Source organism: Tabrizicola sp. T74, from assembly GCF_057219935.1.
Genome location: NZ_JBXVVT010000001.1, coordinates 532,694 through 547,068, shown reverse-complemented (window position 1 = coordinate 547,068; position 14,375 = coordinate 532,694). Strand labels below are relative to the sequence as shown.

General features: G+C 66.1%; 17 protein-coding genes. 4 read left to right on the top strand and 13 right to left on the bottom strand.

Going from position 1 to position 14,375, the window contains the following annotated elements; all coding sequences use genetic code 11:
* Positions 1-36 precede the first annotated feature (36 nt).
* Complete coding sequence (locus AC2EAL_RS02875; RefSeq protein ID WP_484722659.1) at positions 37-1,101, bottom strand: 5-(carboxyamino)imidazole ribonucleotide synthase; 1,065 nt, start codon at positions 1,099-1,101, stop codon at positions 37-39.
* Positions 1,094-1,570 (bottom strand): 5-(carboxyamino)imidazole ribonucleotide mutase, encoded by a 477-nt coding sequence (gene purE, locus AC2EAL_RS02870; RefSeq protein ID WP_484722658.1) that lies wholly within the window; start codon positions 1,568-1,570, stop codon positions 1,094-1,096. The genes AC2EAL_RS02875 and purE overlap by 8 nt, the downstream gene beginning before the upstream one ends.
* A gap of 90 nt (positions 1,571-1,660) precedes the next feature.
* Between purE and AC2EAL_RS02865 the strand changes: the two genes are divergently transcribed.
* Positions 1,661-2,731 (top strand): DMP19 family protein, encoded by a 1,071-nt coding sequence (locus tag AC2EAL_RS02865; protein WP_484722657.1) that lies wholly within the window; start codon positions 1,661-1,663, stop codon positions 2,729-2,731.
* 21 nt (positions 2,732-2,752) lie between these two features.
* Here the strand turns inward: AC2EAL_RS02865 and AC2EAL_RS02860 are convergent, their stop codons facing one another.
* Positions 2,753-2,971, bottom strand: a complete 219-nt coding sequence (locus tag AC2EAL_RS02860; RefSeq protein WP_484722656.1) for a YdcH family protein — start codon at positions 2,969-2,971, stop codon at positions 2,753-2,755.
* Positions 2,972-3,180: 209 nt separating this feature from the next.
* On the opposite strand from AC2EAL_RS02860, the gene AC2EAL_RS02855 reads away from it, so the two are divergent.
* From AC2EAL_RS02855 to AC2EAL_RS02845, 3 genes are all read left to right on the top strand, one after another.
* Positions 3,181-3,618 (top strand): Hsp20 family protein, encoded by a 438-nt coding sequence (locus AC2EAL_RS02855; RefSeq protein ID WP_484722655.1) that lies wholly within the window; start codon positions 3,181-3,183, stop codon positions 3,616-3,618.
* Positions 3,618-3,845: a DUF1150 family protein gene (locus AC2EAL_RS02850; protein WP_484722654.1), complete on the top strand. Its 228-nt coding sequence runs from the start codon at positions 3,618-3,620 to the stop codon at positions 3,843-3,845. The genes AC2EAL_RS02855 and AC2EAL_RS02850 overlap by 1 nt, the downstream gene beginning before the upstream one ends.
* A gap of 92 nt (positions 3,846-3,937) precedes the next feature.
* Positions 3,938-4,411 carry a cytochrome b gene (locus AC2EAL_RS02845; protein WP_484722653.1) on the top strand — a complete coding sequence of 158 codons (474 nt, stop codon included), beginning with the start codon at positions 3,938-3,940 and terminating at the stop codon, positions 4,409-4,411.
* A gap of 16 nt (positions 4,412-4,427) precedes the next feature.
* Here AC2EAL_RS02845 and AC2EAL_RS02840 read toward each other — a convergent pair whose 3' ends face one another.
* The 10 genes from AC2EAL_RS02840 to AC2EAL_RS02795 all read right to left on the bottom strand — a co-directional run bounded on the left by AC2EAL_RS02840 (position 4,428) and on the right by AC2EAL_RS02795 (position 14,363).
* A complete protein-coding gene (locus AC2EAL_RS02840) occupies positions 4,428-5,078 on the bottom strand; it encodes a hypothetical protein (RefSeq protein ID WP_484722652.1) in 651 nt (216 codons plus the stop codon).
* A 123-nt stretch (positions 5,079-5,201) separates the two neighbouring features.
* A complete protein-coding gene (locus tag AC2EAL_RS02835; RefSeq protein WP_484722651.1) occupies positions 5,202-6,908 on the bottom strand; it encodes a bifunctional sulfate adenylyltransferase/adenylylsulfate kinase in 1,707 nt (568 codons plus the stop codon).
* Positions 6,909-7,207: 299 nt separating this feature from the next.
* The gene (locus AC2EAL_RS02830) at positions 7,208-7,687 is read right to left on the bottom strand and encodes an RNA pyrophosphohydrolase (RefSeq protein ID WP_484722650.1); all 480 of its coding nucleotides are present in this window, start codon (positions 7,685-7,687) and stop codon (positions 7,208-7,210) included.
* A 4-nt stretch (positions 7,688-7,691) separates the two neighbouring features.
* Complete coding sequence (locus AC2EAL_RS02825) at positions 7,692-9,041, bottom strand: S41 family peptidase (protein ID WP_484722649.1); 1,350 nt, start codon at positions 9,039-9,041, stop codon at positions 7,692-7,694.
* A gap of 5 nt (positions 9,042-9,046) precedes the next feature.
* Positions 9,047-10,162, bottom strand: a complete 1,116-nt coding sequence (locus tag AC2EAL_RS02820) for a murein hydrolase activator EnvC family protein (RefSeq protein ID WP_484722648.1) — start codon at positions 10,160-10,162, stop codon at positions 9,047-9,049.
* Entirely contained in the window at positions 10,159-11,679 is a 1,521-nt protein-coding gene (gpmI, locus tag AC2EAL_RS02815) for a 2,3-bisphosphoglycerate-independent phosphoglycerate mutase (protein ID WP_484722647.1), read from the bottom strand. The genes AC2EAL_RS02820 and gpmI overlap by 4 nt, the downstream gene beginning before the upstream one ends.
* A 92-nt stretch (positions 11,680-11,771) precedes the next feature.
* Entirely contained in the window at positions 11,772-12,665 is an 894-nt protein-coding gene (locus AC2EAL_RS02810) for a DMT family transporter (RefSeq protein WP_484722646.1), read from the bottom strand.
* On the bottom strand, positions 12,662-13,531 hold the full coding sequence (locus tag AC2EAL_RS02805) for a DMT family transporter (RefSeq protein ID WP_484722645.1): 870 nt from the start codon (positions 13,529-13,531) through the stop codon (positions 12,662-12,664). The genes AC2EAL_RS02810 and AC2EAL_RS02805 overlap by 4 nt, the downstream gene beginning before the upstream one ends.
* Before the next feature lie 56 nt (positions 13,532-13,587).
* Positions 13,588-14,061: an SRPBCC family protein gene (locus AC2EAL_RS02800; protein ID WP_484722644.1), complete on the bottom strand. Its 474-nt coding sequence runs from the start codon at positions 14,059-14,061 to the stop codon at positions 13,588-13,590.
* On the bottom strand, positions 14,058-14,363 hold the full coding sequence (locus AC2EAL_RS02795) for an ArsR/SmtB family transcription factor (RefSeq protein ID WP_484722643.1): 306 nt from the start codon (positions 14,361-14,363) through the stop codon (positions 14,058-14,060). Before AC2EAL_RS02795 ends, AC2EAL_RS02800 begins: the two co-directional genes overlap by 4 nt.
* Between the last annotated feature and the right edge of the window lie 12 nt (positions 14,364-14,375).

Here is a 14,375-nt window from a genome sequence, read left to right as displayed (position 1 = left end):
GCCACCGACGAGGAGCCGAAGGCGAACGAGGAGGCGTCAGGGGCGGATGATCCGGTTCACGTGGCCCATCTTACGGCCGGGACGGGGCGCGCCTTTGCCATACAGGTGGACGGCAGTGTCGCGGGCCTTCAGAAGGTCCGGCACGCGCAGCACATCGTCGCCGATCAGGTTCTCCATCAGCACATCGGCATAGCGGTTGCCGTCGCCCAAGGGCAGGCCCGCCACCGCGCGGATGTGCTGTTCGAACTGATCCACTGTACAGCCTTGTTGCGTCCAGTGGCCGGAGTTGTGGACGCGGGGGGCGATCTCGTTCACCAGCAGGCCCTGCGGCGTGACGAAAAGTTCGACGCCCATCACGCCCACATAGTCGAGCGCGTTCAGGATGCGGGCGGCCAGCAGGATCGCGTCACTGCGCTGGCTGGGGGAGAGCTTCGCGGGCACGGTGGTGGTGCGCAGGATGCCCTCGCGGTGGACATTCTCACCCGGGTCGAAGCAGGCGACCTGGCCGTCGAGGCTGCGGGCGGCGATGACGCTGACCTCGCGGTCGAAGGCGACGAAGCCTTCCAGCACGCAAGGCGCGTTCTGCATGGAGGCCCAGGCGGCGGGGATGTCCGTGGCCTCGGTCAACTTGACTTGGCCCTTGCCGTCATAGCCAAGGCGGGTGGTCTTCAGGATTGCCGGCAGGCCGAGTTTGTCCACGGCGGCGCGGAGGTCGGACTCAGAATTCACGGCGGCCCAGGGGGCGGTCTTGAGGCCGAGGTCGTTCAGGAACGACTTCTCGCTGATCCGGTCCTGGCTGATCGCCAGTGCCCGGCGGTTGGGGCGGATCGGCTTGATCGACTCCAGCAGGTCCAGCGCCGAGGTGGGGACGTTCTCGAATTCGTAGGTGATGACATCGACCGATTGGGCAAAGGCGCGCAGGGCCGTTTCGTCCTCATACGGCGCGGTCGTCACCTTGAAGGCCACGTCGCCCGCCGGTGATGCGCCGGGCTCATAGATGTGGCAGCGATAGCCCAACCGGCTGGCGGCGACCGAGAGCATCCGGCCCAGCTGCCCGCCGCCGAGGATGCCGATTGTGGAGCCCTGCGGGAGTTCAGTCATCCGATGGTTCCTCGGGGATCGAGGCGGAAAGGGCGTCACGCCAGGCGTCGAGTTTCGCGGCGACGGCAGGGTCAGAGACGGCGAGGATCGCGGCGGCCATCAGGCCCGCGTTGGCCGCCCCGCCGATGGCCATGGTGGCGACCGGATAGCCCTTGGGCATCTGCAGGATGGAATAGAGCGAGTCGACGCCGGACAGCGCCTTGGTCTGGACCGGGACGCCGATCACTGGCACGCGGGTCTTCGATGCCATCATCCCCGGCAGATGCGCCGCGCCCCCGGCCCCCGCGATGATGACCTTGAGGCCACGGGTGACGGCGCTTTTGCCATAGTCCCAGAGGCGGTCAGGGGTCCGGTGAGCGCTGACGATCTTCGCCTCATAGGGGATGCCAAGCTCGTCCAGCATCTCGGCGGCGGCCTTCATGGTGGGCCAGTCGCTTTGCGAGCCCATGATGATCCCGACCTGTGCCATGTCCGCCTCCTGCGTGAAGCCTCCGGTTATACGATGGACGGGGGGACGGGCAAGGTGCAGGCTTGCACTGGATGATGGCGGAGGATGCCGATGCGGACATGGGCGGGGGTCATTGCGGCGCTGGGCCTGGCGGGGCCGGTCCATGCCGACATCTGCGGGGCGGGGGCGCGGCTGGACTATCCGATGTCCGAGGTGCTGGCGCTCGAGGCGAAGGGCTATCAGACGACCGCGAACATGGCGACGGATTTCGACACCCTGGACCCCTTGGCGCAGGCCCCCTACGCGCCGGCCTATGTGACGGCAGTCGAAGCGCGAAGCAAAGACCTGCCCCCGGCCTTGGCCGATCTGCCCTATCTGATCGTGCTGACCGGGATGGTCGAATACCCGGACCCGATCTACAGCCTGATCTACATGGCCGAGTCGATGATCCTGCCCCGGATGATCGAGGCGGCGGAGCGTCAGGGTCTGGGGCCGGAGGCTGCCCTCTTGCGCGCGCCGATGCTGATTTTTCCCGATTGGGAGGCGGGGCCGGATGCGCGCTATCGCGCGGTCGAGGCGGTCGGCCATGAGTTTCCCGGTCTGAAGGGCCAGGCGCTGCGGCTTGCCTCGGACTCCTTGCGCCGCTCGGCGCCCAGGATCCGGATGGCGACCGAGGCGCTGATGGCCAGCGATCCCAAGGTGGCGGCAGAGTATGCGGCAAGGCGGCAGGCGACGGATGCGGACACGCGAGTCCAGTATCTGGCCTATCGGCTGATTGTCGACTGTCTGGCGGACTGGTGGACCGTGGATGAGGCGGATGCGGCCTTTGCCGGAATGGCCCAGCCGCAAGCCGATGTCCTGCTGTTGCACTTCTTCCTGGCCGAAAGCTTCAATGGCAGCACGCACCAGTACTTCTACAACTCATCCGGCACGATGGCGCCGCAACTCGCCGCGCTTCTGGACCGGATCGGCCTGCCCGATCACGCGGCGGGCATCAGGGCGGGCATGGCGATCTTCCCGGCCCCCTATCCGCGGGACACCGATGCCCGGCGCGAGATCATGCTGGGCTTTACTGAGGCGCAGGACGATGCGCTGTACCAGCTGACCGTCTGGGCTGACGATGGCAAGGTGAGTGACGCACTGCAGCGACTGGCAAGCGAAGCGGGGCTGATGCCGCAGTAAGCCTTCAGGCGATGCGGCCCGTCACGCGATGATGTCGGGGATCAGCATGTCCTCGATCTTCACGATCTGGTCCTTCAGCGCCAGCTTCTGCTTTTTCAGGCGGCGCAGGGTCAGCTGATCGGGACGACCGGTTTCCTCAAGCGCATGGATCGCCTGGTCCAGGTCGCGGTGTTCGCGACGCAGGACTTCCAGACGGATGCCAAGCATTTCGTCGTGGCTGAGTTCGGTGGGCGCGTTCATGGTCTGACGAATCGGTTCCTGCCTTTCGATCAGAATATAGGAAAGCACTTCCCAGCGTGAAGGTTTCTGACGAAATTCCTGCACAATCCCGCCGTTCCATGCCTTGCCGCAGGTCTTGCGATGCGGGAGTGCGGGCCCCATATTGCCTTTTGCGGTGCCTGAGCGAGGGCCGCAAAGACCGAACCGTCGCTTATGCCAAGGACTGTCCGATGACGAAGTTAAGCTTTGGGGCCCACCCGTATCTTCTGGGGTTCGAGCAGCTGGAACGGCTGGTGGAACGCACCGCGAAATCGGGGGCCGAGGGCTATCCTCCGTTCAACATCGAGGCGGTGGCAGAAAACGCCTACCGGATCACCTTGGCCGTTGCTGGCTTCCGCGAGGAAGACCTGTCGATCACGGTTGAGGACCGACAGTTGGTCGTCCGGGGCCGTCAGGCCGAGGATGCCGGGGATCGGGTGTTCCTGCACCGGGGCATCGCCTCCCGCGCCTTCCAGCGCAGTTTCGTGCTGGCCGACGGGGTCGAGGTCGCCGGGGCCACGATGGAGAACGGGCTTCTCCACGTCGACCTGCGCCGCCATGTGCCCGAGACTGTGGTGCAGACGATCCGGATCGGTCGCAAGGATGCCAGCCAGAAAGGGGGCAAATGATGAATACGCCATTCAACGGATTGCCGCAGGGCGCCGACCGGATCGTCTATGTCCGTGAGGTTGCCGTGGCCGAATTGCCGGACGAAGTGCGCGAGCAACTGGGCGAGGCGGAAGTGATCTGGTCGGTCCATGGGGCTGACGGTCGTCAGCTTGCCCTGGTCGCGGACAAGAAGCTCGCCTTCCATCTGGCGCGCGAACACGACTATACCCCCGTAAGCGTGCACTGACGCACGAGGGTTCAAGGTCAACGCTGACTGGCCTTTTGCGACGGAACCGGTAGGCTTTGGCGGATCGGTTTCGGAACGCGCAAGGGGCAGTCATGAAAACCACCACAGGATATTCGGGCCTGCAGATTGGTCTGCACTGGCTGGTTGCCATCCTGATCGTCATCGCCTGGTTCACCGGCGAGGGCGCGGAGGAGGCGATGGAAGTCGTCGAGGATGGCGGGGTCGCAGGCTTTGTCCCGCATGTGGCCATGGGCCTGGCGATCCTGGCGCTGGTTGTGGTGCGGGTCCTGGTGCGCCTGTCGCGTGGCGCTCCGCCAGCCCCGGGTGTGCCGGGCAGCCTGTCGGCGCTGGCGGCGGACTGGGGCCACCGGCTGATCTACCTGTTGATGATCGCGGTGCCGCTGGGCGGGATCAGCGTGTTCTTCCTGGGCCTCGATGTGGGCGAGGTGCACGGGCTGGCGGCAAACATCCTGATGCTGGTCGTCCTGGGCCATGCGGTGATGGCGCTATACCACCAGTACGTGCTGAAGGACGGCTTGTTGCGCCGGATGATGAAGGCCGGGTGACCCAGCCCGGTCGTGGCTACGGTCCCGCCTTCTTTGGCGGTTCGGCAGCCGAGGAGGTGCAGTTGTTCAACAGCTGCAGATACTGGTCCAGGCTGAAGCCCGGATGCTGTGTGCGTTCGGCCGACCTCGGGCCCGCGCTTTCCAAGCCGAGGTCTCTGAACTCGTCCTGCAGCTCCTTGAACAGGTCGGAGAAGTCGGCCATCTCCCGGACGATGCTTTCTCGGGTCAGGATCTTGATGTGGTCGACTGCCCCGACGGTCGCGGCCAGGGCTGCCTGATCCGATTTGTCGGAAAAGCCCAGGGCGACTGCCATCTCGGCCGTCACCGCCACGCAGTTCAAACGACGTGCTCCCTTGTACATGGCCTCGATGGACGCTTTTGGTACGAGACGGCGCCCCGCGACGGAAGCCGCCGCCCCGGGGGCGGCTCGTTCGACCAGAACCGTTTTGGACGCGTCGCCCACCGACCCCGCCAGCGTCGCCGCCGCCGAGACGAAGACGACCGAGCTTAGGACATCCTGGACGGTCCGGGTGGATTGCGCTGCCTTGACGTATTCGCGGGACAAGTGCCGCGTGTCCTTGGCAACCGCCGCCAGATCCCCGGTGTCCGAGATCGGCGCTGCAACTTCGGCCTTGTCGATGTAGGTGTCGGCGCAGGCCGATAGCAATAGACATGCAATCAATGGAAAAACGCGCATGATAAAACCCCGCAAATCAATGCGGGGATCCTATCACGATCGCGTCATGATCCGAAGCGATTCTCGATGGCCGATACTGGCCCTTATCGAGGATCAGGCCTTGATCAGGCCCATCTGCTCCAGCTTCAAGAGGACCAGGTGGGCGCAGTGGTCGACATCCACGTTTTCCGTGTCCACGACCAGTTCGGCCTGGGTCGGGGCCTCGTAAGGATCTGAGATCCCGGTGAATTCCTTGATCTTGCCTTCGCGCGCAAGCTTGTAGAGGCCCTTGCGGTCGCGGCGTTCGCATTCCTCGATGCTGGTGGCCACATGCACCTCGACGAAGGCGCCATAGGCTTCGATCATCTCGCGGACGGCGCGGCGGGTCGCGGTATAGGGCGCGATGGGGGCGCAGATCGCGATGCCGCCGTTCTTGGTGATCTCGGACGCGACATAGCCGATGCGCTTGATGTTGATGTCGCGGTGTTCCTTCGAGAACCCAAGCTCTGAGGACAGGTGTTTCCGCACCACGTCACCGTCCAGCAGCGTGACCGGACGCCCGCCCATCTCCATCAGCTTGACCATCAGCGCGTTGGCAATGGTGGACTTGCCGCTGCCCGACAGGCCGGTGAAGAACACCGTGAAGCCCTGCTTCGACCGCGCAGGGCTGGTCTTGCGCAGCTCGTTGACGACCTCGGGGAAGGAGAACCATTCCGGGATGTCCAGCCCTTCGCGCAACCGGCGGCGCAGTTCGGTGCCGGAGATATCCAGGACGGTGGAGCCTTCGGGGATCTCGTTCGCCGGGTAGTACTGCGCCTTCTCCTGCACGTAGACCATGTGCTTGAAGTCGACCATCTCGATGCCGATTTCCGATGCGTGCTGCGCGAACAGCTCCTGCGCGGCGTAGGGGTCGTAGAAGTCCTTGCCCTGGCTGTTCTTGCCCGGACCGGCATGGTCGCGGCCGACGATCATGTGGGTGCAGCCGTGGTTCTTGCGGATGATGCCGTGCCACACCGCCTCACGCGGGCCAGCCATGCGCATGGCGAGGTTGAGGAGGCTGAGGGCCGTGGTCTGGGCCGGATACTTGTCCAGGACCGCCTCATAGCAGCGGACGCGGGTGAAGTGGTCGACGTCGCCGGGTTTGGTCATGCCGACGACGGGGTGGATGAGAAGGTTTGCCTCGGCTTCACGCGCGGCGCGGAAGGTCAGTTCCTGGTGCGCGCGGTGAAGGGGGTTGCGGGTCTGGAAGGCCACGACCTTGCGCCAGCCGAGCTTGCGGAAGAGGGCGCGGAGTTCATTGGGCGTGTCGCGGCGGGCCTTGAAGTCATAGTGGACGGGCTGCTGGATGCCGGTTACGGGTCCGCCGAGGTAGACCTTGCCCGCCTGGTTGTGCAGGTAGTTGACGGCCGGGTGGGCGAGGTCGTCGGCGCCGAAGACCTTCTCGGCCTCGACCGCCTTGTTCGGCACCCATTTGTCGCTGATCGACAGGATCGCGAGGATCACGCCTTCCTGGTCGCGAAGGGCGATGTCCTGGCCGGGTTCGACCTTGTCAGCGAAGGCCTCGGAGACATCCAGCGTGATCGGGATCGGGAACAGCGCGCCGTCGGCCAGTCGCATGTTGGCGACGACGCCATCATAATCCGCCTCGCTCATGAAGCCTTTCAGCGGATGGAAGCCGCCGTTCATCAACAGCTCCAGGTCGCAGATCTGGCGCGGGGTCAGGTCCCAGGAGGGCAGGTTCCCCGCCTCGACCTTCAGCTTCTGGGCGCTGTCGTAAGAGACGTAGAGTTCCGGGATCGGGGCGTGGTTCGGCAATTGCATTGGGGCAACCTTTCAGTGCGGCAGGTTCCCCCGCCAGTTGCGCGGGTCCGTAGCCCGACCGGGGGGCGCTGTTCAAGCGATTGCGGGGGATTTGACAAAGATAAGGCGGAAATCGCGGGGGGACTGGCGCGGCTGGGCAACGGTTCTGCGCTGCGGCAGGGGCAGGGACAGATTTCCCATCAAGGGCGCTTTTCAGCGACGTTTTGGAATTCTGTTCTGCGAGGACCGCTCGTCGATTGCCTTCGGCACTCCTCGCTGCACCTGCGACGAGAAGCCGAAGGCGTACGAGGAGCTTTCCGTCAGGCGAGATAGGCGCGGAAGCTGCGGACGACTTCCTCGTAGACCGCGCGCTTGAAGGGGACGATGCTGTCGACCATCTCGTCCGCGGTGATCCAGCGCCAGGTCGAGAATTCGGCGTGGTCGGTCGTGATCTTGATGTCGCTGTCCTGCCCCTTGAAGCGGAACAGGAACCACTTCTGCTTTTGTCCCCGGTACTTGCCGCCCCAGACCTTGCCCAGAAGCTCGGGCGGCAGGTCGTAAGTCACCCAGCCATGCGTCTTGCCGACGAATTCCACCTTGTCGCGGGTGACGCCGGTTTCCTCCCACAGCTCGCGATAGGCGGCCTCACGCGGCTTTTCGCCCTCGTCGATCCCGCCCTGCGGCATCTGCCAGGCGGGTGAGGGGCTATCGATCCGTTGCCCGGCAAACACCATGCCACGGGCGTCGATCAGGACGACGCCCACGCAGGGCCGATAGGGCAGGTTTTCCGGACCAGTCATCGGCTCAGGGTTGATCCATGGCGATGGCGGTCAGGCCCTTGATGATGTCGACGGCATAGGCCAACTGATAATCCTCGTCCCGAAGCTTGGCCGATTCCTCGGCCCGGGCGAGTTCTTCCTCGTAAAGCCGCTTTTCCTCGTCCGTCATCGAGTCGTTCGAGATCGCCCCGCGCAGGTCGGCCTCGGACCGTTCGCGCAGCGCGGCGCTGACTTCTTCCTTGGGCGCATCGGGATCGACCGGCTCGGGGATCGGCTGCTGCACGACGATGTCGGGCGAGATGCCAAGTGCCTGGATCGAGCGGCCCGAGGGCGTGTAGTAGCGCGCTGTGGTCAGGCGCATCGCCCCGTCGCCCCGCAGCGGGATCAGCGTCTGGACCGAGCCTTTGCCAAAGCTTTTGGTGCCGACAACGATGGCGCGGCGATGGTCCTGCAGCGCGCCCGCGACGATTTCCGAGGCCGAGGCCGACCCGCCGTTGATCAGCACCACGATCGGCTTGCCCGCGATCACGTCGCCCGCATTGGCGTTGTAGCGTTCGCCCGACCCGGCAGCGCGGCCGCGGGTCGAGACGATCTCGCCCTTTTCCAGGAAGGCGTCCGAGACGGTGATCGCCTCGTTCAGAAGGCCGCCCGGGTTGTTGCGCAGATCGATGACGACGCCGTCGAGGTTCTCCATCCCGCCCAACTCGTCCAGCCCCTTCTTCAGTTCCGCATTCAGGCCGCTGGTCGTCTGGTCGTTGAAGGTGGTGATCCGCAGGACGACGGTCTTGCCCACGACGCGGCCCCGGACGGCGGTCAGCTTGATCGTGTCCCGGATGATCGAGACGTCAAAGGGTTCCGGCGTGCCCTGGCGCACGACGGTGATGATGATCTCCGACCCGATCGGGCCGCGCATCTTTTCCACCGCCTCGTCCAGCAACAGGCCCGACACCGCCTCGCCGTTGACATGGGTGATGAAGTCACCCGCGAGGATGCCCGCCTTGGCCGCCGGGGTGCCGTCCATCGGCGCGATGACCTTGATGAAGCCTTCTTCCTGCGTCACCTCGATCCCGAGGCCGCCGAACTCGCCGCGGGTCTGGACCTGCATGTCCTCGAAGTCCTTGGCGGACAGATAGCTGGAATGCGGGTCAAGCGAGGTCAGCATGCCGTTGATCGCGGCGGTGACCAATTCCTCGGTCGGGACTTCCTCGACATACTGGCTGCGGACGCGCTCGAAGATGTCGCCGAACAGGTCAAGCTGTTCGTAAAGCGAGCTTTCGGGGACCACTTCCTGCGCGACCAGCGGGCCCGCGATCTGGGTGGTTGCAACGACCCCGGCCACGGTTCCGGCCAGCGCGGCCATCACATGCTTCTTCATGCTCGTCAGTCTCCTGTGCGGGCGAGGCTTGCGAACCACGGCATCGGGTCCACGGGCTGCGCGCCCTGTCTGAGTTCCATATAAAGCGTTTCCGTGTCACGCCCGCCAGAGCCATCTGGGGCCAGCGTCACGAATTCCGCCGTCGCGCCTGCCGATCCCCCCATGAGGCCAAGCGGGGCCTCTGCGGCCACGACTTCTCCCACTTCGCCATACAGGGTTTCCATGCCCGAGAGCACCAGAAGATAGCCGTCTCCGGGTTCCAGGATCATCACATTTCCGTAGTCGAGAAGCGGGCCGCGAAAGCGGATCGTGGCGGGCCAGGGCGCGGTGACCAGCGCACGGGCCTGGGTGGCGAGCGTCACGCCGGGGCGGCGAATGTCCGAGGCGTCGGCCTCCCCGGGGCGGCGGAGGACGGTGCCCAGGACGGGCAGCGGCAGGCGGCCCTTTTCGCTGGCAAAGCTGGTCCCTGCCTCGGCATCGGGCGACAGGCCCGCGGCAAAGGCATCCAGCGTGTCGGCGCTTTCCAGAAGGCCCTTCAGGACCTCCGGGTCCTCGGTAAAGCGCTTCGGCAGGTCGGTGCGGTCGGAGATAGCCTGCGACAGGGCGGTACGGGCGGCTTGCGCCGTCGCCAGCCCGCGTTCCAGCACCTCGCCCGCCGACAGTTGCAGGGCACGCAGATCAGAGAGTTCCTGCAACTCTGCCTTCAGCGCCAAAGCTTCGGACTGCAGGGCGGGGGTGACATCGGCCAGGATCATCCCAGAACGCGCCGTGCCCAGCGCCCCGTCCGGGTGCAGAAGAAGCAGGGGGCCGGGGTTCGCCTCCATCGTCGCCAGCACGCCCAGAAGGCGGCCGATCCCGTCGCGCTTGGCCTCAAACGCGCGGGTCAGGGTCGCCTCACGCAGCGCCGCCTCACGCAGGGCACCTCGCAGGGCGGCAAGGCCCGCCTCATAGGCCCGGATCGTCCGCGATAGGGCGGCCACCCGGTCACGCGCCTCGACCGCCTCCTCCAGCGCCACCACGGCCTCTTGCAGCTCGGTCGAGGCCTTGGCGGCCTGTTCGGCCACGGTCTCGGCCTGCAGCGGCAGGGCCAGAAGAAGCAGAAGGGCGGCGGCGCGGATCATGCGATAAGCGACTGTCCGGTCATCTCGGGCGGCTGCGGCAAGCCCATCAGTTGCAACAGCGTGGGGGCGAGGTCGGCGAGGCGCCCGGTCCGTAGGGTGGCGCCCTTTGGCCCACCCACCAGGATGACCGGAACCGGGTTCACCGTATGCGCGGTGTGCGGCCCACCGGTGACGGGGTCGACCATCACTTCGCAGTTGCCATGGTCCGCCGTGACGATCATCGCGCCGCCCTTCGCCTGCAGCGCGGCGAGCGCCCGGGTCAGGCCACGGTCCACCGCCTCACACGCCTTGATCGCGGCGGGCAGGCTGCCGGTGTGGCCCACCATGTCGGGGTTGGCGTAGTTGACCACGATCAGGTCATAGCCCTTTTCAATGGCCGCGACGAAATGGTCGGACACCTGGTCCGCGCTCATCTCCGGCTGCAGGTCGTAGGTGGCGACCTTGGGCGACGGCGGCATCGCGCGGTCTTCGCCCGGATAGGGCTGTTCGCGCCCGCCGTTCAGGAAGAAGGTCACATGCGGGTACTTCTCGGTTTCGGCCAGGCGGAACTGGGTCTTGCCCTGGGCAGCCACCCATTCGCCCAGCGTGTTGACGATGTCCTTCTTCGGGAAGACTGCCGTCATGAATTCGTTGTGCCGGGTCGAATAGTCGACCATCCCCAGCAGGGCCGAGAACTTCGGGCGTGGGCCGGTGGCAAAGCCTGCGAAATCGGGGTCACCGATGGCCGACAGGATCTCTCGCGCGCGGTCGGCGCGGAAGTTGATGAAGAAGAGCCCGTCGCCGTCCCGCATGCCGCCGTAGCCGTCGATCACCGTGGCGGGCAGGAATTCATCGGTCTTGCCTGCGGCATGGGCCTTGGCAATCGCCTCGGCGGCCGATCCGGCCTGCGCCTCGCCCACGCCCTGAACCATGGCGCGGAAGGCGGTTTCGACCCGTTCCCAGCGGTTGTCGCGGTCCAGCGCGAAGTAGCGGCCGGTGACGGTGACAATCCGCGCAGCCTGCGGCAGGGCGGCCTCAAGCGCTGCGACATGCGCGGGGGCCGAGGTCGGGGCCACATCGCGCCCGTCGGTGATGACATGGACCGCGACCGGCACGCCTGCGGCGGCGATCACCCGGGCGGCCTCGGCAACATGGCTCTGGTGCGAATGCACCCCGCCGGGCGAGACCAGGCCCGCGACATGCGCCACGCCGCCCGCTGCCTTGACGCCGTCGATGAAGGCCACCAGCGCCGGTTCGGTGGCGAAGGTGCCGTTCTCGATCGCCAGGTCGATCTGGCCCAGGTCCATCGCCACCACGCGGCCCGCGCCGATGTTGGTGTGGCCGACCTCGGAGTTGCCCATCTGGCCGCGCGGCAGGCCCACGTCGGGGCCGAAGGTCGTCAGCGTCGCATGCGGGCAGGTGGCCCAGAGGTGGTTGAAGCTCGGGACCTGCGCCTGCGCCGGGGCCGAGGTCTTCGGGTCCGGGCCGATGCCCCAGCCGTCGAGGATGCACAGGACGACGGGTTTCGGGGCGGGCATCGGCGGTCTCCTTCTGTCTGGCATGGCTTTTACGCGCCGATGGCGAAGGGGGCAACCGGGACCGCTCCTCGTGTCGCTCCGCTCGCTCGTCGCTAGGGCTCCGCCTGCCGTTGGGCCTTTTCCCGCACCCGTTGCCGCCAGAGCGTGAAGATCCCCGCCGCGACCACGATGCCCGCGCCGACTGCGACGTTCACCCGCAGCGTCTCGCCAAACAGGAACAGGCCGATGGCGCTGGCCCAGACCAGTTGCAGATAGGCGAAGGGCTGGATCGCCGAGGCTTCGGCCACCGCATAGGCCTTGATCAAGAGCCAGTGGCTGAGCGCAGCCGTGCAGCACAGGACCGCCATCCAGCCCCAGTCGGCGGGCGTCATCCAGACCCAGTGCATCAGCCCGAAGGGGGTCATCGCGATGCCGCCCACGACGCCGGTGTAGAAGAAGCTGACGCTGGCGCTGTCCTTCCGCGAGACATAGCGGGTGAGAAGTCCGTAGACCGCGAACATCGTCGCCGCCAGCAAAGGCACCAGCGCCCAGGGCGAGAAGACGCCATACCCCGGCTGCAGGATGATCAGGACACCCGCAAACCCCACGAGGATCGCCGTCCAGCGCCGCCAGCCGACCTTTTCCCCCAGGATCGGCCCGGACAGGGCAGCGATCAGCAGGGGATAGCAGGTAAAGACCGCATGCGCCTCGATCAGGCCCAGCTTGACGAAGGCCAGCAGCATGACGGCGATTTCCGCGACCAGGATCACGTTGCGGATCAGCTGGACCCAAGGGTAATGCGTCCGCGCCGCCTGCCGCAGCCCGCCGTCCGACTGCGCGGCCATTGCAATGGCGAAGAGACCGAAGAACCAGAACCGCACCATCACCACCATGGTCACGGGGTAGTTCGACCCCAGGTGCCGCGAGATGCCGTCCTGCACCGCGAAGACCACGGTCGTCGCGATCATCAGCCAGATGCCGGCCTTGGTGTTCTGCGGCGTGGTCATGCGGGTTTGCGTTCCAGCGACAGGGCGTAAAGGCCCGCAGCGATGATGATGGCCGCACCGATGACGACCGGAAGCTCCAGCGTCTCGCCAAAGACCGTCAGGCCGACCAGCGTGACGAAGACGATCTGCAGATAGGCGTATGGCTGAACGCGCGAGGCCTCGATCGCCTCGTAGCACTTGAGCAGCAGCCAGTGCGACAGGATCGACAGCGCGCAGTAAAAGGCCAGGAAGCCCATGTCCTGCGGGGCCATCGGTTCAAGATACGGCAAGCCGATCCCGGTCATCAGCACCGCACCGATCACCCCGGGCCAGAAGAAGGCGGGGAAGGTCGGCTCGTCCCGTGTCGTCAGGCGGGTCAGGACGGAATAGACGGCGAACAGGAAGGCCGCGGCCAGCGGCAAAAGTGCGGCCCAGCTGAACACCCCCAGCCCCGGGCGCAGGATGATGAGAACGCCCAACAGCCCCGCCGCCACGGCAGCCCAGCGTTGCCAGATGATCCGCTCGCCCAGGATCGGGCCGGAGAGCGCGACGATCAGCAGGGGGCAGACTGCAAAGACCGCGTGGCTGTTGATCAGGCCGATCAGCGTATAGCCGTAGACGATCAGGCAGATCTCGGCGACGAGGAGGCAGGACCGCAGCACATGCGCGGGCAGCCGGGCCGAGCGGATCGCGGCGCGCGGACCTTCGGGACGGCGCAGCGCCAACAGGATCACGAACCCGGCGAAGGCCCAGTAGCGGATCATGATGACCATCAGCGTGTTGTATTCCCCGGCCAGATGGCGGGAGAACCCGTCCTGCGCGGCAAAGGCCGCGACGGCGGCCACCATCAGCCAGATGCCCAGGGTCGGATTGCGCGAAGACGTCATGACCCGCGTTGGCTATCACCGGCCTTGGACAGGCGGAAGGGCCGTTTCGCGGACGGTCAGCCCTGCTGGCCCGTGGCGGCGCCAAAGGCCGCAAGCAAGCCGCCCCAGCCGTTCGGGCTGTCGAACACATGCGCCATCTGGGCACCGGCTGCGCCGTAATTCTCCAGCATCCGGTGTTCCAGCCGCACCCTTGTGCCCGCGCCTTCGGGGGTGAAGGTCACCTCGACCTCGGTATGCAGGTCGGGGTCATAGGCGAAATCCGGCGTCAGCCGCCAGATCAGCACCAGTCGGGCAGGTGGCTCCCAGGCCGCGACATGGCCCCAGTTGCAGCGTTCGCCCTTGGTGCCGATCTCGTACCAGGCGCCCCCGACAAAGGGCTCGACCACGATCCGCGCCAGGCCCGAGGCGGCAATCGAATGCGACTTGAGCCACCAGCGGTCCATCTCGGCCGCAAAGACCTGGAAGGCGCGGTCCGGGCTGCAGGTGACCAGAACCTCCTTGCGGACCGGGGCAGCGGTGATCGTCGTCATGACAGGTCCTTCTCCACGGCCCGCTGATAGGCCGCCAGTTGCGCATCCCAGTACCGGTCGAGCCACTGCCGCAGCGGAGCCAGCCCGGCAGGGTCGATCCGGTAGATCGTGCTTGCCCCCCTTGGCGTTCCCACCACTAACCCGGCCTCGCGCAGCACCTTCAGGTGCTGGCTTACGGCAGGCTGGCTGACCGGCAGGCCACGAGTGATCTCGGCCACGCTGGCCGGAGCCTGGGCCAGCCGCTCGAACACCTGCCGGCGGGTAGGATCAGCAAGGGCAGTCAAGACTGTTACATGAGTCATTGCTTATCATAA